Raw genomic sequence first — 21,810 nt, 5'->3', positions numbered from 1 at the left:
CCCGCCGATGAACACGGCTTGCGGCTTCTTGCCCTTGATGGAGGTCAGGATGGCGGTGAAGTCGGTTGCCTTGTCGTTGGTGAAATCCTTGCTGACGACCTTGATGCCGTTGGCTTGGGCGATCTTGATGAATTCTTCCGCCAGGCCCTGGCCGTAGGCGGTACGGTCATCGATCACGGACACGGTCTTGATCTTCAGTTCCTTGGCTGCATACAAGGCCATCTTGCCGCCCAGCTGGCTGTCGCTGGCTGCAACACGGTACAGCGTGGCAAAGCCTTGCTGGGTGATCTTGGGATTGGAAGCCACGGTCGCGATCACGATGCCGGCGTCGTTGTAGACGCGCGAAGCCGGGATGGTGACGCCCGAGTTGTAAGGGCCGACGACGGCTTTGACGCCTTGGTCAGCCAGCTTTTGCGCCACGCCCACGCCCGACTTCGGATCGGCCTGGTCGTCTTCCGCGACGATTTCGAATTTGATCTTTTTGCCGCCGATGACGAGACCTTGCGTGTTCAGACGCTCGACCGCCATTTGCAAACCGCCCTGGTTGTCCTTGCCGGCCGAGGCTTGTGGCCCGGTCAGCGGACTGCTGAAACCGATCTTCACTGTTTGCACTTCCTGAGCAGATGCGAATGCCGGGATGATGGCAAGTGAAGCGGCGATGATATGCATGCGGTTATACATGTTGTTTCCTCTCTTGGTTGAAGGTCAGGCTTGGGATAAATCGCTGAATTCAGGCCGGGCGGCAACAAAGGCTAGACGGTCGCAAGGCGCAACGGCAGATAACGGCATGGCGGGTGGTCTCTCTTCTGTGCTTTGGTCGGCTTGTCGCGTCCGGGTCTGTGTGCAGACTCCGGCGCAACGCTTTTTATGGTGCTCGATTCTATTTACTCTTGAATGATATTAGTCCCGATAATTGCACTTATAATCAGAATTTAATTCACTCCATTCGCTTTTAACTGAATAAAATTCAGATTCTATGGCTACGCTCGACAAAATTAGTAAAAAGATCCTGTCCGAACTGCAAAACGACGGCCGCATCAGCAATGTCGACCTGGCCGCTCGCGTCAATCTGTCCCCTGCCGCCTGCCTGGAGCGGGTGCGCAAGCTGCAGGACGCCGGCTATATTCTGGGTTACGCCGCCCAGCTCAATCCGGAATTGCTGGATGTCTCGCTGCTGGTGTTCATCGAGGTGGTGCTGGACCGCACCACGGCGGACGTCTTTGAAGCCTTCAAGAAAAGCGTCCAAAGCATTCCCGAGATCATGGAATGCCACATGGTGGCGGGCGGCTTCGATTATCTGGTGAAGTCTCGCGTGAAGGACATGAACGCCTACCGTGAATTCCTCGGCAAGTCGCTGCTGCAACTCAAAGGCGTGCGCGAAACACACACCTACGCCGTCATGGAAGAAGTGAAGAGCACGATCCGGCTGCCGATTAAATAACCCCCCTGCTGCGCCCCGGCCTCAGAAGCTGGACAGCGGCACCAGCTTGCCATCCTTCACGCGCAGGATAGTCACGGTCGAGTCCTTCATATTGTGCTTGGCGTCGAATTCATAGGTGGCCGTGACGCCTTTGTAGCGTATGCGCGCCAGTACCGGCATGAAGACACGGGAATCGATCGAATTGGCCGATTTCATCGCCCGCTCCAGCAGCAACACGCCATCGTAATACGTTGGCGCAAATACGCCCGGCATCGTGCCGTATCTGGCTTGATAGGCGGCGGCAAAGACCGCGCCGTCCGCTACCCGCGTCAGCCAGACTCCGCCTTGCACGCAATATGTTCCTTCACCGACGCCGCTGCCGGCCTGCGTCAGTATAGTGAAGGAGCACAAGGCGTCGCCGCCGAGCAGCGGCATCGACATCCCCAGTTGTTGCATCTGCTTGAGCATTGCGCTGGCTTGCGGTGCGTAGCCGCCGAAGAAGATGGCGTCGACCCTGGCTTCGCGGATCTTGTTCAGCACGCCGCGAAAATCGCTTGCCCTGTCGCTGACGACCTCTCGCAGCGCAATTTGCAGGCCGTTCTGTTTGCCGGTTTTCTGGAATTCCTCGATCAGCCCCTGCGCATAGGCGGAACCGTCATCGATAATGGCGACGACTTTAATTTTCAGGTTGCGCGCGGCATACAACGCCATCTTGCTGCCTATGTCACTGTCGCTGGCGGCGATGCGGAAGACTTGACTCGCTGCGTGATTGGCCGGCGACAAGGTCGCTTTCGGATTGGAGGCGACGGTGAGCGAGACGATGCCCGCCTCGTTGTAGATGGGTGCCGCGGACAGCGTCACGCCGGAATTGAAAGGGCCAAGCACCGCCCGGACGCCGGCATCGACCAGTTCTTTGGCCCGGATGGCGCCAACGTCAGGATCGGCTTCGTCATCCTTTGCCAGCAACTCGAAACGCAACACTTTGCCGTCGATGAGGGTGCCTTGCTGGTTTAAACGATCAATCGCGAGCTGTACGCCGTTCAAGGCATCCTTGCCGATGGAGGCTTGCGATCCCGATAAAGGACCGCTGAAACCAAGCTTGACGACCAGCATTGCCGGCGCGGCAGAGGCCGCAGAGGCGACCAGCAGCAGCAGCCATGCAGAAACATTGCGAATAATCAACATACCGTCCCCTGTAGGCTGCCAGGGCGGCGTTTTCACCCTTTGGCAAGACAGAGGATATAGCAATCCGGTATCGACCGCAGTTGAAACAACCCGGCGAAAAGGCGTCCTTTTCGCCGGATAGTGATTGCCGACGGGATCAGAACGCGCTGCGCACGCCGACAATCAGATTGCGGCCTGTTTGCGGCACGGTATCTTTCAATACCGAAGTCGACAGACGAATATCCTGATTCAGCATGTTTTTGACCAGCATGAACCAGGTGACGCGCATCGACGGCAGCTTCTGGGTATACGACAGGTTGGCGTCGAGCTGGGTATAGGACGGCGTATTTGTCGATTCAAACGAGGCGAGTCGATCCTGTTTCAGCGCATGCAGCACGCGCATGCCGCTGGCCCACGATCCCTGGCGATAGCCGAGATCGACGCCGTAGCGCGTGGCCGGCTGCAGCGGCAAATTGCCCTGGTTGTCCAGCTTGCCGCGCGACGTGTCGGCAAAACCGCGCACCGAAAAGCCCTCGTTGTTGAGGTTGTAGCTGACCTCCACTTCAGCGCCGTGAATGGTGGCGTCGCCCTGCGACCAGAAGCGCTGCAGGAATTCGCCGGCGGGATCAGGATTACCGCTGTCGTCGACCTGACCGTTGGTGCGGCCGTAGATGAAGTTCTTCACCTTGTTCTGGAACAGGTTGCCCTTCCAGCGCACCAGGCCCTCGGTCTTTTGCAGGCTCAGCTCGATGTTGTGCGAGGTTTCCTTTTGCAGACTGCTGTCGCCGACGTCGAAGGTCGAGGTCGCATCGTGCGGGCCCTTGGAATACAACTCTTCCACGGTCGGCGCGCGCTGCGCCACGGAATAGGTCGCGCCCAGGCCGTAGCCCGGCATGAAACTCCACAAGGCGCCGGTGGACCAGGAGAACAGATTGAAGTCGCGGTTTAGCAAGCCTTCCGGACGGCGCTGCACCGATTCCAGGCGCAGGCCGGCGCTGGCCAGCACGTCGCCGAATTTGCGTTCTTCCACAAGGAAACCGGCGAACGAGCTGGATTTGGTTTTAGGCGTGAGCTGCGGCGAGCCGTCAACCGCCGACAAGGCCGCGTAGTTGCTTTGCTCGGTCTGGACACCGAAGTTGCCGCGCCAGCCCGCCAGAGGCTTGTGCGTCAGTTCCCAACGCGTTTGCAGTACCCGGTTGGTGAAGACGGTGTCGGCGGCGCCGTTTTCCTTCTTTTCGGTGTGGGTGTAGTCGGTGTAGCCGAGTTTGAACTTGAACGACTCGATGCCGGCGAACGGTTCCCTGATCAGGCTGTCGACGTCGTAGCGTGTCTGGTGCAGGTCGATGAAGGACTTCTCCGCCGTCGGAATGCCGTAGTGATCGTCCAGCGACGACAGCGAGGCGCCGATGTGGCCCCAGTTTGCGATGTAAGAACCGCCGACGCCGACGCTGCTCTCATGCGTGAAGGAATTCGGCAAACGGCCGGAAGCGCTTGTTGCGTCGCCTTGCCTGGCGTTGCCGGGAATCTTGTAATTGTCGGTGTCGCGATAGTTGCCGTCGACGTGCACGCCGATCTGGCCTGCGGAACCGTCAACGCCGAAGGAGGTATTTTTCTGGCCGTCGGCGGTGCCGTAGCGCGCTTCGACCTGGCCGGTCGGCTTGCCCACCAGTTCGGTCGGGATACGATCGTTGACGACGTTGACCAGGCCGCCGATGGCGCCCGAGCCGTACAGCAGCGCCGCCGGGCCGCGCAGGATTTCAATCTGGCGCGCGGTGGCCGCTTCGGTCGCCACGGCATGATCGTTGGAGACGGTCGATACGTCGGCGGTCGACATGCCGTTTTGCAGCATCATCACGCGCGGGCCTTCCATGCCGCGGATGATCGGGCGCGAGGCGCCGGCGCCGAAGCTGGAGGCGGAGACGCCGAGCTCCTGCGACAGCGTGTCGCCGAGCGAATTGCCGAGCTTGTTGCGCAGCTCGTCGCCGGACAGGATCTTGGCGGGCGTCAGGATCTGCGCGCTTTCTTCAGAGGAGAAAGGACTGGCGGTGACGACTACTTCCTGAAGTTTTTGTTGCTGCTCGGTTTGCTGCGGCGCCGTCTGCGCGACGGCGACCGTGGACATGGCGGCGAGCGCGGACAGGACGGCGCTTGCCAAAAGAGTTGGCTGGACTTGCATGGTGTTCCTTGACTGACAAATGAGAGTGAAAATTTGCCCGGACGAATGGCAGAGACGATCGCGGCGACGAGCGTGAGCCCGCAGCTGCGGCATCGCAATCCGGACAAGGAATCGACGGTTCAGTTGTCAGCGCGGTGGCGCGCGCGAGGAGAAATGGCAGGCGACCGGCGCATCCCAGGAGGCGAATGCCTGCCACAGCGCAAGTACCTGCGCGCCCGGGATCAGAGGAGGAGAGAAGAAGTGGACATGGATGCCGGCGCCGCCGCCGGCGGCGTCATATTCGACGCAGGAATGATGATGCTTGTGATGTTCGGCGCCTTGCTTGCCGGCGGTCTTGTCATCCGCATCGTCGTCGACGTAGTTGAACACGGCTGCGTTGAACGAAGTCGCCGCAGCCTGCTTCGCTGCAGGTGGCCAGCCGGCGTGGGCAATGCCGTGCAGCAGGCCGAGAAATTGTGAAAACAGCAGCGCCAGCGACAGCAGCAATGCCCATCCCATGCGCCGTCCCGCTCGCGCCGGAGCGCGAGAACGGGATGCAGGCGGCAGTGTGGCGATGGCCATGGTGGTCGGGTTTCTGCTGACGATGGACGACGAAAAAGAGGATGCCGGGTAGTGCGCCGGCGAGGGCGAATTATAGCAGCATATTGCAACACTGTTGCATTTAGAGATGTAGGGGAAATTTGAAGCAGTTTCGCCGTCCGGTGCAAATAATCGCGGCGGCGAAACGACAAACCGGCTGTCAGAGCCGTTTCAGGGAACTCAACGCGACGTCATCGGACGGACGCACACAACCAAGCCGCGCCATGCAGCGATGGACAATGACGAAAACCGGAGGTTAGTAAGCGAATGGCGCCGGGTGGCGCCATTGCAGGAGGATTTCTGCAGGAACTCAGTCGCCGTACAGCTTTTGCTTCAGTTCGCGACGTTGCTGCGCTTCCAGAGACAGGGTTGCAGTCGGACGCGCCAGCAGACGCGGGATACCGATAGGTTCGCCGGTCTCTTCGCACCAGCCGTATTCGCCGGCATCGATGGAGACGATGGATTGTTGCACTTTTTTGAGCAGCTTGCGTTCGCGGTCGCGGGTACGCAATTCCAGCGCGTGTTCTTCCTCGATGGTCGCGCGATCGGCAGGATCGGGAACCAACACGGTTTCACGCAAATGCTCAGTGGTTTCGCCTGCGTTCTTGAGCAGATCTTTTTCCAGCTGTTGCAAACGGGCCTTGAAGAAAGCCAACTGCGCTTCGTTCATGTAGTCCTTCTCGCCCATCTTGAGGATTTGTTCCTCCGTGAGCAAGGTTTGCGTATCAGGGGTAGTTTTGGGAGTTTTAGTTGCCACTTCGCTTACTTTCAATACTACGGGTTTTTCAATTTTATCCTTTAATCCGGCGCTTGCTTCCTGGTTTGTTGCCTGGTTTTCTGCCTTACCGGCGCTGGCTTTGCTGCCGCCTGCGCTGGTGCCGGATTTGGTCGCTTTTGAATCCACTTCCCTTGCTGCCGATGGTACTGCCTTCTTGGGCATGCTATCGATTGCTTTGCCTGCGCTCTTCCCGGTGCCGGGCTTCGCCGACGCTGGTGCCGTTTTTTTAACGGTCAGGGATTTTACTACAACAACATTGCCTGTCGACGAAGTTGCGTTTTTCTTCGGCGCCACGGCCGTTTTTGCTGCCGCGGGGGCACTTGTTCCGGCCTTGCCGCCTGCTGCCGGAGTCTTGTCGCCGCCGGTCTTTTTCACCGGGGTTGCCGCCCTGCTTGCCATTTTCGGCGGCGCTTTGGCGACCGTTTTTGGTGCTTTGACGGCAGACTTGGCGGCTGCCGTGCCGACTGCGGCTACCTTGCTCGCGCCCGAGGTGCTTTTTTTGACGGTTTTCTTTGCGATGACGCCCATAGACTTCCCTTCCCCGAGTCGCTCGGTTTGCGGTAGATCAGTTGCCGTCGCCGGCTCGCAACGCGCACAAATGCAAATCCAATACAGTGTATACCAGAACTTGGCGCATAAATAGCACTTCGCAAGCCCCTTTTGCGCTGCCGCACCCATGCTGCACGGGTCATTGCGGGCTTTTTCGCCCTGCCGCAGCCGTTCAGGGGTGGACGGTTCCGCACACCGGACAGGCGGCGTTGCGCACGAAGCGGATGCTGGTCCACTCCATGCTGCGGGCGTCGAGGATCTGCAGACGACCGGCCAGCGACTCGCCGACGCCGGCCACCAGCTTGAGTGCCTCGGCCGCCTGCATGGCGCCGATGATGCCCACCAGCGGGGCAAACACGCCCATGGTCGAACACTGTACTTCATCGAATTTCTGGTCGGGAGGGAACAGGCAGGCATAGCACGGCGCGTCGTCCCGCCGCGTATCGAACACGCTGATCTGACCGTCGAAGCGGATGGCGGCGCCCGACACCAGCGGCACCTTGTGCTGCACGCAGGCGCGATTGACGGCGTGGCGGGTGGCGAAATTGTCGCTGCAGTCGAGCACCACGGAAGCGCTGCGCACCAACTCCTCCAGACGCGCGTCGCTGACGCGTTCGGCGACCGCAAGGACGTCGATGTCGGGATTGATCTCTTCCAGCGCCTGTCGTCCCGACTCGACCTTGAGCTGGCCGACGCGTCCGGTGGCGTGCATGATCTGGCGCTGCAGGTTGGTCAGGTCGACGGTGTCGTCGTCGACCAGCGTGATCTTGCCCATGCCCGCCGACGCCAGGTACAAGGCCGCAGGCGAGCCGAGGCCGCCGGCGCCGATCACCAGCGCATGCCCGGCCAGGAATTTTTCCTGGCCTGCGATATCGATGTCGTCGAGAAGGATATGGCGCGAATAGCGCAGCAATTGCTGGTCGTTCATGGCGTGGCGGCGATGGCGCGGTAAATGACAAGAGGGCTGCATTTCTGCAGCCCTCTTAATGTAACGCAATTCCTTGCTTTGCTTCTTTTACTTCTTTTCGATCTTTTCCGGCGGCGCCTTGTTGTCCTTGCGGATATCCTTCACCGGCTTGTCGTCCTTGCTGGAATTGTCGCGAATCTCAGGCTTGACCTTGGATTCCTGCACCGGCAGGCCCTTCAGATGGTTCAGCGCCTGGGCCAGCTGGAAGTCTTCCTTGCTGCCGAATTCGAGCGGCTTGCGCTTTTTCTCCAGCGCGATCAGGCGTTCTTCTTCCTTCTCGTCGACAGTCGTCGCCTTGACTTCGGCGGCGTCCTTGTCCTTGTCGTTGATCAGATGCTTGGTCAGGTCGGCTTCGCGCAGACGCAGGCCGTTGAGGCCGTCGCCGTCGGCGTATTCATCCACCATGATGTCCGGCACGATGCCGCGCGCCTGGATCGAGCGGCCGTTCGGCGTGTAGTAACGCGCGGTGGTCAGCTTGACGGCGGTCTGGCGATCGGGCGGCAGCGGAATGACCGACTGCACCGAACCCTTGCCGAAGGACTGCGTGCCCATGATGGTGGCGCGCTTGTAGTCTTGCAACGCGCCGGCCACGATTTCGGAGGCCGAAGCCGAACCCGAATTGATCAGCACCACCATCGGCACCTTCTTGATCGCATCCGGCAGACGCGCCAGCGGATCGGTCAGGGAGCCCTGAGCGTATTCATCGCGCTTGGCGGCATAGATGACCTTGGAGCTGGCCAACTGGCCGTTGGTCGTCACCACCACCGCATCCTTCGGCAGGAAAGTCCCCGACACGCCGATCGCGCCCGGCAAGACGCCGCCCGGATCGTTGCGCAGGTCGAGCACGATGCCCTTCAGGTTAGGTTCCTGGGCGTAGATCGCCAGGATCTTCTTGGCCATGTCGTCGACGGTCGGCTCCTGGAATTGCGTCACGCGCAACCAGGCATAGCCGGGTTCGATCACTTTCGACTTCACGCTTTGCATGCGGATTTCCTGGCGCATGATCGTGACGATGATCGGACGATCCTCTTCCTTGCGGGCAATCGTCAGCGTGATCTTGGTGTTGGGCTCGCCGCGCATTTTCTTGACGGCTTCATCCAGCGTCAGGCCCTTGACCGGCGTTGCATCCAAACGGGTGATCAGATCGCCCGCCTTGATGCCGGCGCGGTAGGCCGGGGAATCTTCGATCGGCGAGATCACTTTGACGTAGCCGTCTTCCATGCCGACTTCGATGCCCAGGCCGACGAACTTGCCCATGGTGCTTTCGCGCAGTTCCTTGAACGCCTTCTTGTCGAGGTAGGCCGAATGCGGATCGAGCGAGGCGACCATGCCGGAAATCGCCTCGGTGAGCAGCTTCTTGTCTTCGACAGGTTCAACATAGTTGGACTTGATCATCCCGAACACGTCGGTCAGTTGCCGGACCTCTTCCAGCGGCAGCGGCTCCGCTCCGCTTTTCTGCGCGATGGCGTCCAATTGCATCGAAGCCGCCACGCCTGCAATCATGCCCAGACCGATAAGACCGATATTCTTGAGTTTGCTGCCCATGTTTCACCTAGTAGTTACCCAGCCGAGTGGGTCGAAAGCGCGGCCCTGATGCCGCATTTCAAAGTATAAACCCGATTGCTCATTGCCGCCGCTATTACCTGCGCTGGCGATGACATCCCCGGTTTTGACGAGATCCCCTGCCCGCTTCAAGACGGACTGATTATTGCCATAAATGGTCATGTACTGATTGCCGTGGTCGACGATGATCAGGTTGCCGAAACCGCGCAGCCAATCCGCATACACCACCCGCCCGGCCGCCACGGCCTTGACTTCCGCGCCTTCCGGCGCGCGGATGAAGAGGCCTTTCCAGCTTGGCCCGTCGCCGCGCTTGCCGCCGAACTTGGCGAGCAGGTCGCCACGCACCGGCAGGCGCAACTGGCCGCGCAGGCTGGCGAATGGTTTACCAAAATTTTCCTCCGCAGAAGGCGTGGCGTCATTGCGGCCCAGCGATTGCGGCGCTTCGTCGTCGTCAATTGCCTCGGACGGCGCCGGCTTGCCCTTGGTTCCCGGCGCGGCCTTGGCCTGCTGGGCGGCGCGCTTGTCGTGTTCGGCCTTGGCCTTGGCCAATTGCTCCTGGCGGCGCCTTTCGCGCGCGGCGGCTTCGGCCTTCTTTTGCTCTTCGATGATCTGTGCCAGCTTGTCGACCAGGCCGGAGAGGCGCTGTTCGTCGCGCTGCAGGTTGCCGACTTCCTTGCGCTGGGCGGTAAGTTTGGTCGACAACTGGGCCAGCAGGCTGCTGCGCTTGGCCTTTTCCTTCTCCAGCAACTTCTTTTGCTCGTTCTCTTCCTGGGCGATTTCTTCCAGTTCGAACTTGGCGTTTTGCGTCGCGGCCTTGTTGTCCTTGATCGCCTGCAGGTTCACGCGCAGGGTTTCGATCAGGCGCGCCTGCGCCTGCGAGACGTAGCCCATGTATTGCAGCTCGCGGTTGATGCGATTGGGATTGTCGCCCGACAGCAGCAGCTTGATGCGGTCTTCGTTGCCGGCCACGTACTGCTCGCGCAGCAGCTTGGACAGCTGCGCCTGCTGGACATTGACGACGCCCGACAATTCGGACTGCTGCCTGACCAGCACGCCGAGCTTGGACTCGGTGTCGGCCTGTTCCTGCGTCAGCTCACGCAGCGAACGGTTGGCCTTGGAGATGGCCTGCTCCGACTCGGCCAGCGCATCGGCGGCGTTGCCTTTGGCGGTCTCGGTCTTGTCGATGTCGCGTTTGAGATTGGCCAGTTTTTGCTGCAGGTCGGCGCGCTCTTTCTCGGCCGCTTGCTTTTGCCGGGTGCGCTCGGTCACCTGCTGCGCCCAGGCGCACGACTGCCACAGCGCCGCCGACAGGAACACCGCAGCCGCGACCGCCGGGAGTCCGCTCGCCGACCGCAACTGCAGTGACGGCAGAATGTGCCGCCGGACGTATTGCCTGAGCATGCCGCGAAAGGTAGTTATTTCGATTTCCCTTGGCTGGCGACCGCTTTCAGGGCCGCTTCGATGGCCGACTGGTCGCCGAGGTAGTAGCTCTTGATCGGCTTGAGGTCGGCGTCCAGCTCATACACCAGCGGCTGGCCGTTGGGGATGTTGAGGCCGACGATATCGTTGTCGCTGATGCCGTCCAGATACTTGATCAGGGCGCGCAGGCTGTTGCCGTGGGCCGAGATGATGATCTTCTTGCCGGCGCGGATGGCGGGAGCGATGGAGTCGTTCCAGGCCGGCAGCACGCGGGCGACGGTGTCCTTGAGGCACTCGGTCAACGGGATCTGTTCACGCTTGAGGTCGGCATAACGCGGGTCGTTGTAAGACGCGCGCGGGTCGTTCGGCTCCAGCGGGTTGGGCGGCGTGTCGTAGCTGCGGCGCCAGACCAGCACTTGCTCGTCGCCGTACTGGGCGGCGGTTTCCGCCTTGTTCAGGCCTTGCAGGGCGCCATAGTGGCGCTCGTTCAGACGCCAGTCGTGCTGCACCGGCAGGTACATCAGGTCCATTTCGTCGAGCGTGGTCCACAGCGTGCGGATGGCGCGCTTCAAGACCGAGGTGTAGGCCAGATCGAAGGTAAAGCCGGCTTCCTTGAGCAGCTTGCCGGCCTGCCTGGCTTCGGCCACGCCTTTTTCGGTCAGATCGACGTCAACCCAGCCGGTGAAACGATTGGCGAGATTCCAGGTCGACTCGCCGTGGCGCATGAAAACGATTTTGTACATAGTGAGGAACAGTCAGAAAAAGGAAGCGATGAGAAAATAGCAATTGAAGATTTAAATAGCGTGTCAGCTTCTATTTTATAATGCCGGGATTCAGTAAACCCATTGAGATCCCGTGAAATTCATCGTAGACAATATTTTTCTGGTCGGCCTCGTCATCATTTCCGGTGGCGCGCTGCTCATTCCTTTCCTGCAACAGCGCGGCAGCAAGCTGACATTGCTGCAGGCCACGCAACTGATCAACACCGGTAAAACCCTGGTTCTGGACGTGCGCGACGTCGAACAATTCAATACCGCCCACCTGCGCGACGCCCGCAACATCCCGCTCAAGGACCTGGCGCAACGCGTCGGCGAGCTGGACAAGTTCAAGGGCAAGAACGTCATCGTGGTCTGCCAGTCGGGCACGCAAACCGCCAAGGCGGAAGGCATCCTGAAGAAAGCCGGCTTCGCCGAAGTACACGGCCTGACCGGCGGCATCGCGGCCTGGCAGGCACAAGGTCTTCCGACCGCCAGCCAAAACAGCCCGAAGGTCGCCAAATGACAGCCCGCGTCGTCATGTACAGCACTGCCGTCTGCCCGTATTGCATGATGGCTGAGCGGCTGCTCAAGAGCAAAGGCATCGAAGACATCGAAAAGATCCGTGTCGACCTCGATCCTCAGCAACGCGACATCATGATGCAAAAGACCGGCCGCCGCACCGTGCCGCAAATCTATGTCGGCGACACCCATGTCGGCGGCTTCGACGATCTGAGCGCACTGGACCGTGCGGGCGGACTCGATCCCCTGCTGCAAGCCTGACTCCCCTTTTTATCCATTTGTATTAATCCAACCTGAAACGAGAGCATTCCATGGCGGAAGAGAACCAACAAGCTGAACAGCAACCCGTATTCCAGATCCAACGCGTCTACCTGAAGGACCTGTCGCTGGAACAACCGAATTCCCCTGCGATTTTCCTGGAACAGGATGCACCGGCCATCGAAGTGTCGGTCGACGTCGGCGCCGAAGCGCTGGCTGACGGCATTTTCGAATCCACCGTCACCATCACCGTGACCGCCAAGGTCAAGGACAAGGTCGCGTTCCTGGTCGAAGGCAAGCAAGCCGGCATCTTCGAAGTGCGCAACGTTCCTGCCGAGCAACTGGATCCGCTGCTGGGCATCGGTTGCCCGAACATCATCTATCCCTACCTGCGCGCCAACATCGCCGACGTGATCACCCGCGCCGGTTTCCCGCCGATCCACCTGGCTGAAATCAATTTCGAAGTGTTCTATCAGCAACGCCTGCAAGCACTGGCCGAGCAACAAACCGATGGCACGCTGGTCACCGGTTCGACTACCGTCAACTGATACTGCCGTACCGCTGCATTGCCGTTGCGCCTGGGCGCACCCGGCAATGCGGGCGCGCCTCTTTCCTGCTATTCGACGCCGTAACGTGCCACTGTTCCCGGATACGCGGCATCAACCTCTACAGCGGAGCAAGTCCATGAAATTTTCCTCTCTCATTCTATCCGCTCTCGTACTAGGCTCGGCCGCGGCCGCCCCCGCTTATGCGCTCGACTTCAAATCGGTCGGCGCCGCGCCGGCGATCCTGTACGACGCGCCGTCCGAAAAAGGCCGTCGCGTGTCCATCGCGCCGCGCGGCATGCCGGTCGAAGTCGTGCTGACCTACGGCGACTGGAGCAAGGTGCGCGACGCCACCGGCGCACTGTCGTGGGCGCAATCCAAGGCTCTGGTCGCCAAGCGCAACGTCATCGTCAGCGCCGCCAATGCCAAAATCCACGCCGCCGCCGATGAGGCCAGTGCAACCGTCTTCAGCGCCGACAAGAACGTGCTGCTGGAACTGACCGATCCGACGCCCGTGTCGGGCTGGATCAAGGTCAAGCATCGCGACGGCCAAAACGGTTTCATCAAGACTTCCGAAGTATGGGGCGACTGATTGCCCGGCATTTCCGGCATCTGCCCCAGCGTCGGTCGTGCTTCTGCCTGCGATTAGCCATTAACCACCAGCGATTGCCTTCATGAATATTTCGATACTCGGCGCCGGCGCCTGGGGTACAGCACTGGCCATCAACCTGGTGCAACGTCACAAAGTCGTCCTCTGGGGCCGCAACGTGCAAGCCATGCAAGACGCCGCCGCCCAGCGCGAAAACATGGACTACCTGCGCGGCTTCCATCTGCCCGAGTCGCTCACGGTCAGTGCGGATTTCGACCTTGCGGTCGGACACGTGACGCACAACCCGGCCGACAGCCTGCTCATCGTCGCCTCGTCGGTGTCCGGCCTGCGCGCACTGGCCGAAACCTTGCGCAACCGCAATGTCCCCAACATCGTGTGGCTGTGCAAAGGACTGGAAGAACAAACCCGCCTGCTGCCGCACCAGATCGTGCGCGAAGTCATGGGCGACAGCGTGCCGGCCGGCGCCTTGTCGGGCCCGTCGTTTGCGCAGGAAGTCGCGCGCGGCCTGCCCTGCGCACTGACCATCGCCAGCAGCGACAAGGCTTTGTGCGAACGCGTCGTCGCGGCAGTGCACGGCGGCAACCTGCGCGTGTATTCGAGCGATGATCTGATCGGGGTGGAAATCGGCGGCGCCGTGAAGAATATCCTGGCCATCGCCACCGGCGCGGCCGATGGCTTGCAACTGGGCCTGAATGCGCGCGCGGCGCTGATCACGCGCGGGCTGGCGGAAATCAGCCGCCTCGGCATCGCGCTGGGCGGACGTGCGGAAACCTTCATGGGCTTGTCCGGCGTGGGCGACCTGATCCTGACCTGCACCGGCGATCTGTCGCGTAACCGTCGCGTCGGACTGGGTCTGGCACAAGGTAAAAAACTGGAGACTATCGTCGCCGAACTCGGTCATGTGGCCGAAGGCGTGCGCTGCGCACAAGCCGTGCGCTCGCTGGCGCAAGAGCTGAACATCGACATGCCGATCACCGATGCGGTGGCCGGCGCCTTGTTCGATGGCATTTCCGTGCAGGAAATGGTTGCGCAATTGCTGTCGCGCGATCCGCGCGAAGAAAACTGAAAAAAACTAAAACGCCATCAAACCGGGATTCCGGACTGCGCGATCGACATCAGCGGCAGTCCCGGCATCCCTGCTGAGCTATCCAGCCCTGATCAACGCGCAACGATGTCGCTGTCCACTTTGGGACGTTTGAAACGCTTGGGCGACTCGCCCTCGACGATGTCGTCGATCTGCTTGGGCAGCTTGTCGTAGATGGAGCAATCGTCTTCGCGCTCCTTGGCGCGGAACGATTTGCCTGCCTTGCTGAAACGGTTTTCCTTGGGAGAAAGCGCATATGACTGATGATGGCTGACGCCGGTCTTTGTCTTTGCGTTGCGTTCGATTGCTTGCATAACCCTGTCCTTACCGTCTTCCGACGTTCCTGTTCGTAACTTCCGCAGCAACATCGATCCTGTGAGTTGCCGTAGCCGTGCGTTTGTGGCTGCGCGTTTTGGCGCGCTGTACGTCATCTAACGCACCAAATGCGATTTGGAATACGCGAAAAACAGTTTTTTGTCAGGGAATAGCAAGAAAAGTGCAAACGAGCGCATGTTCGCCGCGCCGCAACAAAATATTAATATCCTTTATTTTCAATTACTTATATATTTTTCTGAGGCTTGAATTTAAAAAACATACGCAGTAGCAGCAACATCGAAACAATTGTTGCAAAAAGTATCGGCTGGGCCAGCAGATTCTTTCCGGCCTTCATCCACCAGAAGTGCAAGATGCCCAACGGCAAGATCACGTACATCAGACGATGCAGCCACTGCCAGCGTTTTCCGCCCAGGCGGCGCACCATGCCGTTGGTGCTGGTCAGCGCCAGCGGGATCAGCAGGACAAAGGCAATGAAGCCGACCGTGATGAACGGCCGCTTGAGCACATCTTTCCACATCTCCTCAACGTCGAAAAAATGATCGAACCAGAGAAAAGTCATGAAATGCAGCACGACATAGAAGAAGGAGAACAGCCCGAACATGCGGCGCAAGCGGATCAGCCAGTTCCACCCGGTCAGCCGGCGCAGCGGCGTGATCGCCAGCGTGATGCACAGAAAATACAAGGTCCAGTCACCGGTATTGCGCGTGATGAATTCGATGGGATTGGCGCCGAGCCGGTCCGTGAAGGCGAACACGGCAAGCCGGAAGAATGGCAAGAGCGACGCGGCAAACAGCAAAGCCTTGAAGATGCCGACCTGGCGTGGCGTCAGCTTGCGGACGGCATGGACGGGATTCATGTCGTCGCTTGCGGCCGGCGGACCTGAGCCGGCTTGGCGCCAGGGAAAAGAAGACCTTCAATATTGCAGGATAAACGCTTGATCGACATGAAAACTCCGTGAACGGCGAGGAACGAGGAGACTTATCCGTCTCGTCCCGCATCATCTTACAGAAATTCTCGTTTTTGATTTTTCCGGCGGCTTGCCGGGAAAAGAGCGTGAAATACGCTCAGGCCGCGGAAAGCAATCGCCCCGGCAGCTCAGCCAGCTCGCGGATGACGTGCACGCCGTCCGGCAAATCCAGCTCATGATCTTCGGATTGCAGCGCAAACACGGTCATGCCGGCGGCCAGACCGGCCTGAATGCCCGGCAGGCTGTCTTCGACCACGGCGCAGCGATGCGGCTCCACGCCCAGGCTGGCGGCGGCATGCAGGAACAAGGTCGGATCGGGTTTCCATTTCTGCACGTCGTAAGCGCTGAAAATGCGGCCCGCGAAATACGGCAGCATGCCGGTGACCTGCAAGCACAGTTCGATTTTGTTGCGAGGGGCGTTGGATGCAAGGCAGAACGGCACCGACAGCGCCTGCACCATCTCCAGCGCGCCATTGATCGGTAGCAGGCGCTCGCTCAGCATCTCGGTCATGACGCCGCGCAGTTCCTGCTCGAATACGGCCGGCAGCGGCGCGCCATGCAATTCCTCAATGCGCGCCAGGCACAGCTTCATGCTGGTGCCGCGAAACTGCTGCAAGGCCTCCTGCGCCGTCAACGTGACGCCGTAGCGCGCCACGTACTGCGACCAGGCATCGGCGACCACCACTTCGCTGTCGACCAGGGTGCCATCGCAATCGAACAGCACCAGATCGAAGCCGGACCTTGCATCTTTCTTCAAACCGGAACCCTCTTAAAGTTCGCCGTAGGAATGCAGACCCGACAGGAACATATTCACCCCGAGGAAGGCAAACGTCGTCACCAGCAGACCCACCAGCGCCCACCAGGCTGCGAACGGCCCGCGCAGGCCCTTCATCAGACGCATGTGCAGCCACGCCGCGTAATTGAGCCAGACGATCAGCGCCCAGGTTTCCTTCGGATCCCAGGACCAGTAGCCGCCCCAGGCTTCGGCCGCCCACAGCGCGCCGAGGATGGTGGCGATCGTGAAAAAGGCGAAGCCGACGGCAATCGCCTTGTACATCACGTCATCGAGCACTTCCAGCGACGGCAGGCGATCCGCCAGATAGCCCTTGGATTTGAGCAGGTAGGCCACCGCGACCATGGCCGACAAGGCAAACGTGCCGTAGCCGATGAAGTTGGCCGGCACGTGGATCTTCATCCACCAGCTTTGCAGCGCCGGCACCAGCGGCTGGATCTCGGCCGCATCGCGCGACATCGTGTACCAGAACAGGAAACCGACCGCCGCCGTGATCACCAGCAAGACAAAAGCACCGAGCTGGCGGGTTTCATAGCGCTCTTCGTAATACAGGTAGAACAACGCCGTGATCATGCAGAACAGGATAAACACTTCGTACAGATTGGAAATCGGGATGTGGCCGACGTCAGCGCCGATCAGGTAAGACTCGTACCAGCGCACCAGCATGCCGGTGAAGCCCAGCACCACGGCGGCCCAGCACAGCTTGGAGCCAATGGCGGAACCGACCGGCGAACGCGCGATCAGGCCGATCCAGTAAAACAGCGTCGACAACACGAACAAGGCGCTCATCCACAGGATGGCGGACTGGCTGGAGAGGAAGTATTTGAGGAAAAATTTCTTGTCGGCGAGCTCAAGGTTGCCGCCGTACATGGCGATCGCCGACAACGCCAGCACCGCCAGCAAGGCCATGAGCCAGCGCACCTGCTTCCAGTGCCAGCCGAGCCAGGCAAAGGTCGGCGCCGCCAGCACCAGGACGGCCTTTTCGTAGTAATCCATATGGCCGCCGTAGCGGTTCAGCGCAAACAGCGAGGCAGCGACCAGGGCGAGCGCATAAATCCAGTCCAGCACGCTGAGGCGTTTAAAAAAGCCGATATCCTGCGAGTAAGCGTGGGGTTGGCTCAATTCCATCATATTCTCCGATTTGTCTCCTGCCGCCATCCTACCCGTCCGTGGCGCGGGAGATATGTCGTTTCAGGCATAAGCGTTAAACGCCAATGCCCATAATCTCGGGCGCTAGCTTACGCCGTTTGCGTTAATTTCGCTTTGAGTAATTCGAATTCCTTGTCGAAATCCAGCGTCTTGCGTTGCGTGCTCATCGCCATCAGTGCATGCGAACCGCCCGAGTCATTTTCCTGAGGACGGATCCAGACCCACAAGCGACGCTCGCGGATGTACAGCATCGAGAACACCCCCAGCACCAGGAACAGGCAGCCCAGGTACACCACTTTCTTGCCCGGCGAGCGCGTCACCTGGAACACCGAGGCCTTGACCTCGTCGAAGCTGCTCAATTGCAGGTACACCGGCGCATGGTAAAACCCGGCGTCGGCCATGGCATTGATCGCCAGTTGCAGGAAGCGCGCATGCTTTTCATCGGTCGCCATCGGCGGCTGGCCAGCCTTCTCGCGCGCGACTTGCCACAACTCCCACATGCTGCCGTTGAGGATTTTCATGAAGATGTCGGCGGCTTTTTCCTGCTCCGCCGCCGGGATCTTCTCAATGAAGCGCGAAACGGCGATATAACCCGACTCCTTGCCGTCGCCGGCAAAAATGCTCAGGCCGCGCAGCGCCGACTGCTGCACCTGCTCCCGCAACTGGTCGGAATTGTTGCTGGTGCCCTTCATGGCCTGGCGCGCATAGCGCGCCGCGGCTTCTTCGCGCAGCGCCGGATTGGCCAGTGCGGCGCGCAGGCGCATCCATTCGTTGACGCTGTCGTTCTCGTCGGCCGGGATGCGCAGGTAGCGGAACGGTTCGTCCGGCACGTCGCGCACGCCCGCCAGGAAGACGTAAGCGCCGTCGACCTGCACCGACATCATGTAATTGAGAAACTCGCGCGCCTGGCCGGTCTTGTCGCGCAATTTATATTGCACGCTCGGTCCGACGTTCTTCAGGTCTTTGTTGTTGGCGTTCTTGGCGCCGGAGCCGAGATGCTTGTCGAAGCCTGCGGCAAAGCTCTGGTTGACGCTTTTATTGACGCTGCGCACATCCTGGCCGGCGCTGTTGCTCATGTTTTCGACGTTGAAGGGGCGGAAACCGGTCCATTCGACGGTGTAGTCGCTGTCTTTGCCTGCATCTTTGTCCTTACCGGATGGCGCGAGCGGCGTGCTGCCGTTGACTTCGCCGGCGATCTGGAAGCTCTTGTCTTCGGCGCCGCTCATCGCGTGCCCCGTCAGGCGCAACTTGCTGCCGCCGTCTTCAAAGCTGGATTGATAGACCGCGACGCCGTTGTAGATCAGCGGTTCGTTGACCTTGATCGTGGCCGAGAAATCCTTGCCGGTGGCGTTATCCCGCACCACCACGTCGCTGGCGAACAGCTTCGGCATGCCGGTCGAGTAATAGTCGATGACGAAACGTTTCAGCTGGATCGTGAACGGCAAGTCCTGGATCATCACGCCGTTTTGCTGCGGAATGATGGCGGTGCTGCTGCTGGCGCCTTCGGGGATCAGCGTGTTGCCGCGGAAGGTCGGGTTGCCGAGGCCGAGGCGATGCTCGGCCGGGATCTGCGAAATCAGGCCGTTGCCGGAGAACGGCGTCTTGCCGTAAAACCATTGCTGGAAGCGGATCGGCAAGTCGGAATCGAGCAGGCCGCCGACGCAGATGATGACGATCGCGCTGTGCGCAAAGATATAGCCCCACTTGTTGGCGGCCCCCTTCTTGGCGGCGACCAGCGTGGCGCCATCCTTTTCCACCAGTTTGACCTTGTAGCCGTTGGCGCCGATGCGTTGCGCCAGTTGCTGCGCCAGGCCGGCAACCGGTACGGCGGCGGTCCATTCCGCCTTGTGGTGGAAGTTTTGCAGCGATTGCTCGCGCACGTTTTCGCGCCAGCTTTTGACGTCCTTGATCATCTTGGGGCCGTTGCGCGCGATGCACAGCGAGGTCGACAACACCAGAAAGCCCATGATCAGCAGGAACCACCACGCCGAGTAGACCGCGTACAAACCCAGCTTGTTGAACACTTCGAACCAGAACGGCCCGAACTGGTTGACGTAGTTCGGCATCGGCTCGTTTTGCTTGAGCACGGTGCCGATGATGGAGGCGATGGCGATCAGCGTCAGCAGGCTGATGGCGAAACGCATGGAAGAAAACAGTTCAACGACGTCGGCAACCCAGCGCTGCCGGGTTTTCAGTTGTATGCCTGCGGTACTGCCTGTCATAAGTGCTACCTTTAATGATGCTGCTTGTGCAGCGCTTTTGCAATTCCTGAGCGACTCCCCGCGGCCCTTGCGCGGAAATGAAAAAGGGGCGGCTTCTCAGCCACCCCCTCCAATTTGTTACCTGCTGATTTTTACTTCAAACCGGCGATGTAGTCTGCAACCGCCTTGATTTCCTTATCCGACAAACGTTCCGCAATCGTGGTCATTTGCGGGCTGTTGCTGCGCATGCCGCCACGGAAGCTGGTCAGTTCGGTTACGGTGTAATCCTGATGCTGACCGGCCAGACGCGGATACTGTGCCGGGATGCCGGCGCCATTCGGGCTGTGGCAGCCTGCGCAGGCCGGGACATTCTTGGAAGCGATGCCGCCACGCCAGATGTGCTTGCCCAGTTCCAGCGTGTCCTTGTTCTTGGCCGCACCCGGCTTCGGCGCCTGCGCATTGAGGTAGGCGGCGATGTTCTTCACGTCCTCATCCGACAAGGCCTTGGCCAGCGGCGACATGATCGGATTATTGCGGCCGGCGGAGCGAAAATCGGTCAGTTGCTTGACGATATAAGCGGTATGCTGGCCGGCCAGGCGCGGATTGGCGGTAATCGTGGAATTGCCGGCGGCGCCATGACAGGAAACGCAGGCGGTGATGTTGCGGGCGGCATCGCCGTTGGTGTAAAGCGCCTCACCTTTGGCCGGATCAAGCTTGGCGACGGGCTCTGGTTTTTTTTCTTCGGCTGCAAATGCCGTGGAAGACACCGCCAGCACTGCAATAAACAAGGATTTCAACAATGGCGAAAAGGCACGATTCATTCAAACACCCTGAGACTTGATTGTATTAATAAATTGCCAGGTTGGCGACGATTCCTCTTTCCCTCTTTTCAAAAATGCCTGAAAAGTGTTTCCTCCAGCGCAACACAACAAGAGATAACCCCTTATTGTACAATAGCTTTTCGGCATTTTTGCCCACTTTTAATGCATTCCCCCTACTATGTCCCAACTTTGGCAAGCCCGTTTCTTCACCACGGTGAATCATCTCCGTGATTTGCCAACCACTCAGGTACCCGAGATTGCCTTCGCCGGTCGCTCCAATGCCGGCAAATCTACCGCAATTAATGTGTTGTGCAATCAAAAGAAGTTGGCTTTTGCTTCAAAAACGCCAGGACGGACACAGCATATCAACTATTTCTCCATCGGCGGCGCTCATGTGGCGCAGCATCGCAAAGATGAGACAAAAGTCGATGAAATCCGCGCCCTGCTGGTCGACTTGCCCGGCTACGGCTACGCCGAAGTGTCCGGCTCGGCCAAGCTGCACTGGCAGGAACTGCTGGGCGACTATGTCCGCCGCCGCGAGCAATTGGCTGCGCTGGTGATGATCGTCGACGCGCGCCGCCCCTTTACCGATCTGGATATCCAGATGGTCGAATGGTTTGCGCCGACCGGCAAACCGCTGCACTGCATCCTCAGCAAAGCCGACAAACTCAACCGCAACGAAGCCACCAACGCGCTGCGCCAGGCGAACACTTTTCTGGCCAGTTATGTGGATGCCGACGGCAAGCCGTTTCCGTTCACGGCGCAATTGTTTTCGGCGCTCAAGCGCACCGGTATCGACGAGGCCAACGACAAGATTCTGGAACTGGTCGGACTGGACGATGAAGACATCGACGACGCACAACCTGCGGCAGCGAATGATGCCGATGCCGGTCGGCACGAAGAAGAATGAACGCAGGAATGAAATAAAGCGTGAAAGCGGAACGCCAGATGTAAAAATGCCCTGGAAGGGGGGAAACCGTTCCAGGGCAAACGCCTATCGTTTGCACGATGAGCCCCGCTCAGGGAGGGAAGGGGAAGCGGGAGGCAACATACATTGCCTATGCGTAAGAACCCCTCCCCTTGGAAAAGTTTCAGAGGACGAATGGATTTTTTAATTATCGTCTTTTGATTATTTTTTGATTGAATTTATTTGA

The 21,810-nt window shown here is 59.7% G+C and carries 23 protein-coding genes; 7 read left to right on the top strand and 16 right to left on the bottom strand.

All coding sequences use genetic code 11. The features are described 5' to 3' along the window. The coding region (locus PMI16_RS00685) for a branched-chain amino acid ABC transporter substrate-binding protein (RefSeq protein WP_007875384.1) at positions 1 to 681 on the bottom strand (681 nt) is incomplete at its 3' end. A 295-nt stretch (positions 682 to 976) separates the two neighbouring features. Here PMI16_RS00685 and PMI16_RS00680 point away from each other — a divergent pair. Beyond that, positions 977 to 1,441 (top strand): Lrp/AsnC ligand binding domain-containing protein, encoded by a 465-nt coding sequence (locus PMI16_RS00680; protein WP_007875383.1) that lies wholly within the window; start codon positions 977 to 979, stop codon positions 1,439 to 1,441. Positions 1,442 to 1,462: 21 nt separating this feature from the next. Here PMI16_RS00680 and PMI16_RS00675 read toward each other — a convergent pair whose 3' ends face one another. The 8 genes from PMI16_RS00675 to gpmA all read right to left on the bottom strand — a co-directional run bounded on the left by PMI16_RS00675 (position 1,463) and on the right by gpmA (position 11,358). After that, on the bottom strand, positions 1,463 to 2,605 hold the full coding sequence (locus PMI16_RS00675) for a branched-chain amino acid ABC transporter substrate-binding protein (protein ID WP_007875382.1): 1,143 nt from the start codon (positions 2,603 to 2,605) through the stop codon (positions 1,463 to 1,465). Between the two features lie 136 nt (positions 2,606 to 2,741). After that, complete coding sequence (locus PMI16_RS00670) at positions 2,742 to 4,760, bottom strand: TonB-dependent receptor (protein ID WP_007875381.1); 2,019 nt, start codon at positions 4,758 to 4,760, stop codon at positions 2,742 to 2,744. 126 nt (positions 4,761 to 4,886) lie between these two features. Next, positions 4,887 to 5,258, bottom strand: a complete 372-nt coding sequence (locus tag PMI16_RS00665; RefSeq protein WP_007875380.1) for a hypothetical protein — start codon at positions 5,256 to 5,258, stop codon at positions 4,887 to 4,889. A gap of 391 nt (positions 5,259 to 5,649) precedes the next feature. Then, positions 5,650 to 6,054 (bottom strand): RNA polymerase-binding protein DksA, encoded by a 405-nt coding sequence (gene dksA, locus PMI16_RS00660; protein ID WP_034378678.1) that lies wholly within the window; start codon positions 6,052 to 6,054, stop codon positions 5,650 to 5,652. 784 nt (positions 6,055 to 6,838) lie between these two features. Beyond that, positions 6,839 to 7,594: a HesA/MoeB/ThiF family protein gene (locus PMI16_RS00650; protein WP_034378674.1), complete on the bottom strand. Its 756-nt coding sequence runs from the start codon at positions 7,592 to 7,594 to the stop codon at positions 6,839 to 6,841. Positions 7,595 to 7,681: 87 nt separating this feature from the next. Then, the gene (locus tag PMI16_RS00645) at positions 7,682 to 9,178 is read right to left on the bottom strand and encodes a S41 family peptidase (RefSeq protein WP_007875377.1); all 1,497 of its coding nucleotides are present in this window, start codon (positions 9,176 to 9,178) and stop codon (positions 7,682 to 7,684) included. Between the two features lie 3 nt (positions 9,179 to 9,181). Further along, positions 9,182 to 10,597, bottom strand: coding sequence for a murein hydrolase activator EnvC family protein (locus PMI16_RS00640; protein WP_007875376.1), 1,416 nt, complete (start codon positions 10,595 to 10,597; stop codon positions 9,182 to 9,184). A 14-nt stretch (positions 10,598 to 10,611) separates the two neighbouring features. After that, on the bottom strand, positions 10,612 to 11,358 hold the full coding sequence (gpmA, locus tag PMI16_RS00635; RefSeq protein WP_007875375.1) for a 2,3-diphosphoglycerate-dependent phosphoglycerate mutase: 747 nt from the start codon (positions 11,356 to 11,358) through the stop codon (positions 10,612 to 10,614). Between the two features lie 112 nt (positions 11,359 to 11,470). On the opposite strand from gpmA, the gene PMI16_RS00630 reads away from it, so the two are divergent. The 5 genes from PMI16_RS00630 to PMI16_RS00610 all read left to right on the top strand — a co-directional run bounded on the left by PMI16_RS00630 (position 11,471) and on the right by PMI16_RS00610 (position 14,371). Then, a complete protein-coding gene (locus PMI16_RS00630) occupies positions 11,471 to 11,896 on the top strand; it encodes a rhodanese-like domain-containing protein (protein WP_007875374.1) in 426 nt (141 codons plus the stop codon). Further along, positions 11,893 to 12,153 (top strand): glutaredoxin 3, encoded by a 261-nt coding sequence (grxC, locus tag PMI16_RS00625; RefSeq protein WP_007875373.1) that lies wholly within the window; start codon positions 11,893 to 11,895, stop codon positions 12,151 to 12,153. The genes PMI16_RS00630 and grxC overlap by 4 nt, the downstream gene beginning before the upstream one ends. A gap of 50 nt (positions 12,154 to 12,203) precedes the next feature. After that, positions 12,204 to 12,698 carry a protein-export chaperone SecB gene (secB, locus tag PMI16_RS00620; protein WP_007875372.1) on the top strand — a complete coding sequence of 165 codons (495 nt, stop codon included), beginning with the start codon at positions 12,204 to 12,206 and terminating at the stop codon, positions 12,696 to 12,698. Between the two features lie 136 nt (positions 12,699 to 12,834). Continuing rightward, complete coding sequence (locus PMI16_RS00615; protein WP_007875371.1) at positions 12,835 to 13,287, top strand: SH3 domain-containing protein; 453 nt, start codon at positions 12,835 to 12,837, stop codon at positions 13,285 to 13,287. Positions 13,288 to 13,369: 82 nt separating this feature from the next. Continuing rightward, complete coding sequence (locus PMI16_RS00610; protein WP_007875370.1) at positions 13,370 to 14,371, top strand: NAD(P)H-dependent glycerol-3-phosphate dehydrogenase; 1,002 nt, start codon at positions 13,370 to 13,372, stop codon at positions 14,369 to 14,371. A gap of 92 nt (positions 14,372 to 14,463) precedes the next feature. Here PMI16_RS00610 and PMI16_RS00605 read toward each other — a convergent pair whose 3' ends face one another. From PMI16_RS00605 to PMI16_RS26365, 7 genes are all read right to left on the bottom strand, one after another. Further along, positions 14,464 to 14,703: a hypothetical protein gene (locus tag PMI16_RS00605; protein ID WP_007875369.1), complete on the bottom strand. Its 240-nt coding sequence runs from the start codon at positions 14,701 to 14,703 to the stop codon at positions 14,464 to 14,466. Between the two features lie 245 nt (positions 14,704 to 14,948). After that, on the bottom strand, positions 14,949 to 15,581 hold the full coding sequence (locus PMI16_RS00600) for a protein-methionine-sulfoxide reductase heme-binding subunit MsrQ (protein WP_007875368.1): 633 nt from the start codon (positions 15,579 to 15,581) through the stop codon (positions 14,949 to 14,951). A 208-nt stretch (positions 15,582 to 15,789) separates the two neighbouring features. Continuing rightward, positions 15,790 to 16,449, bottom strand: a complete 660-nt coding sequence (locus PMI16_RS00595) for an HAD family hydrolase (RefSeq protein WP_007875367.1) — start codon at positions 16,447 to 16,449, stop codon at positions 15,790 to 15,792. A gap of 12 nt (positions 16,450 to 16,461) precedes the next feature. Next, positions 16,462 to 17,613: a c-type cytochrome biogenesis protein CcsB gene (ccsB, locus tag PMI16_RS00590; protein WP_007875366.1), complete on the bottom strand. Its 1,152-nt coding sequence runs from the start codon at positions 17,611 to 17,613 to the stop codon at positions 16,462 to 16,464. A 110-nt stretch (positions 17,614 to 17,723) separates the two neighbouring features. Further along, complete coding sequence (locus PMI16_RS00585) at positions 17,724 to 19,856, bottom strand: cytochrome c biogenesis protein ResB (protein WP_007875365.1); 2,133 nt, start codon at positions 19,854 to 19,856, stop codon at positions 17,724 to 17,726. 131 nt (positions 19,857 to 19,987) lie between these two features. Continuing rightward, the gene (locus tag PMI16_RS00580; protein WP_007875364.1) at positions 19,988 to 20,656 is read right to left on the bottom strand and encodes a c-type cytochrome; all 669 of its coding nucleotides are present in this window, start codon (positions 20,654 to 20,656) and stop codon (positions 19,988 to 19,990) included. A gap of 25 nt (positions 20,657 to 20,681) precedes the next feature. Continuing rightward, positions 20,682 to 20,975 carry a hypothetical protein gene (locus PMI16_RS26365; RefSeq protein WP_237719758.1) on the bottom strand — a complete coding sequence of 98 codons (294 nt, stop codon included), beginning with the start codon at positions 20,973 to 20,975 and terminating at the stop codon, positions 20,682 to 20,684. Here PMI16_RS26365 and yihA point away from each other — a divergent pair. Beyond that, positions 20,871 to 21,566 (top strand): ribosome biogenesis GTP-binding protein YihA/YsxC, encoded by a 696-nt coding sequence (gene yihA / locus PMI16_RS00575; RefSeq protein ID WP_237719757.1) that lies wholly within the window; start codon positions 20,871 to 20,873, stop codon positions 21,564 to 21,566. The genes PMI16_RS26365 and yihA overlap by 105 nt on opposite strands. Positions 21,567 to 21,810 lie beyond the last annotated feature (244 nt).

It is taken from the genome of Herbaspirillum sp. CF444 (assembly GCF_000282135.1).
Classification (GTDB): Bacteria; Pseudomonadota; Gammaproteobacteria; order Burkholderiales; family Burkholderiaceae_D; genus Herbaspirillum.
Note: the sequence above shows the minus strand (reverse complement) of the source record. Positions and strands in the feature narration are given on the sequence as shown.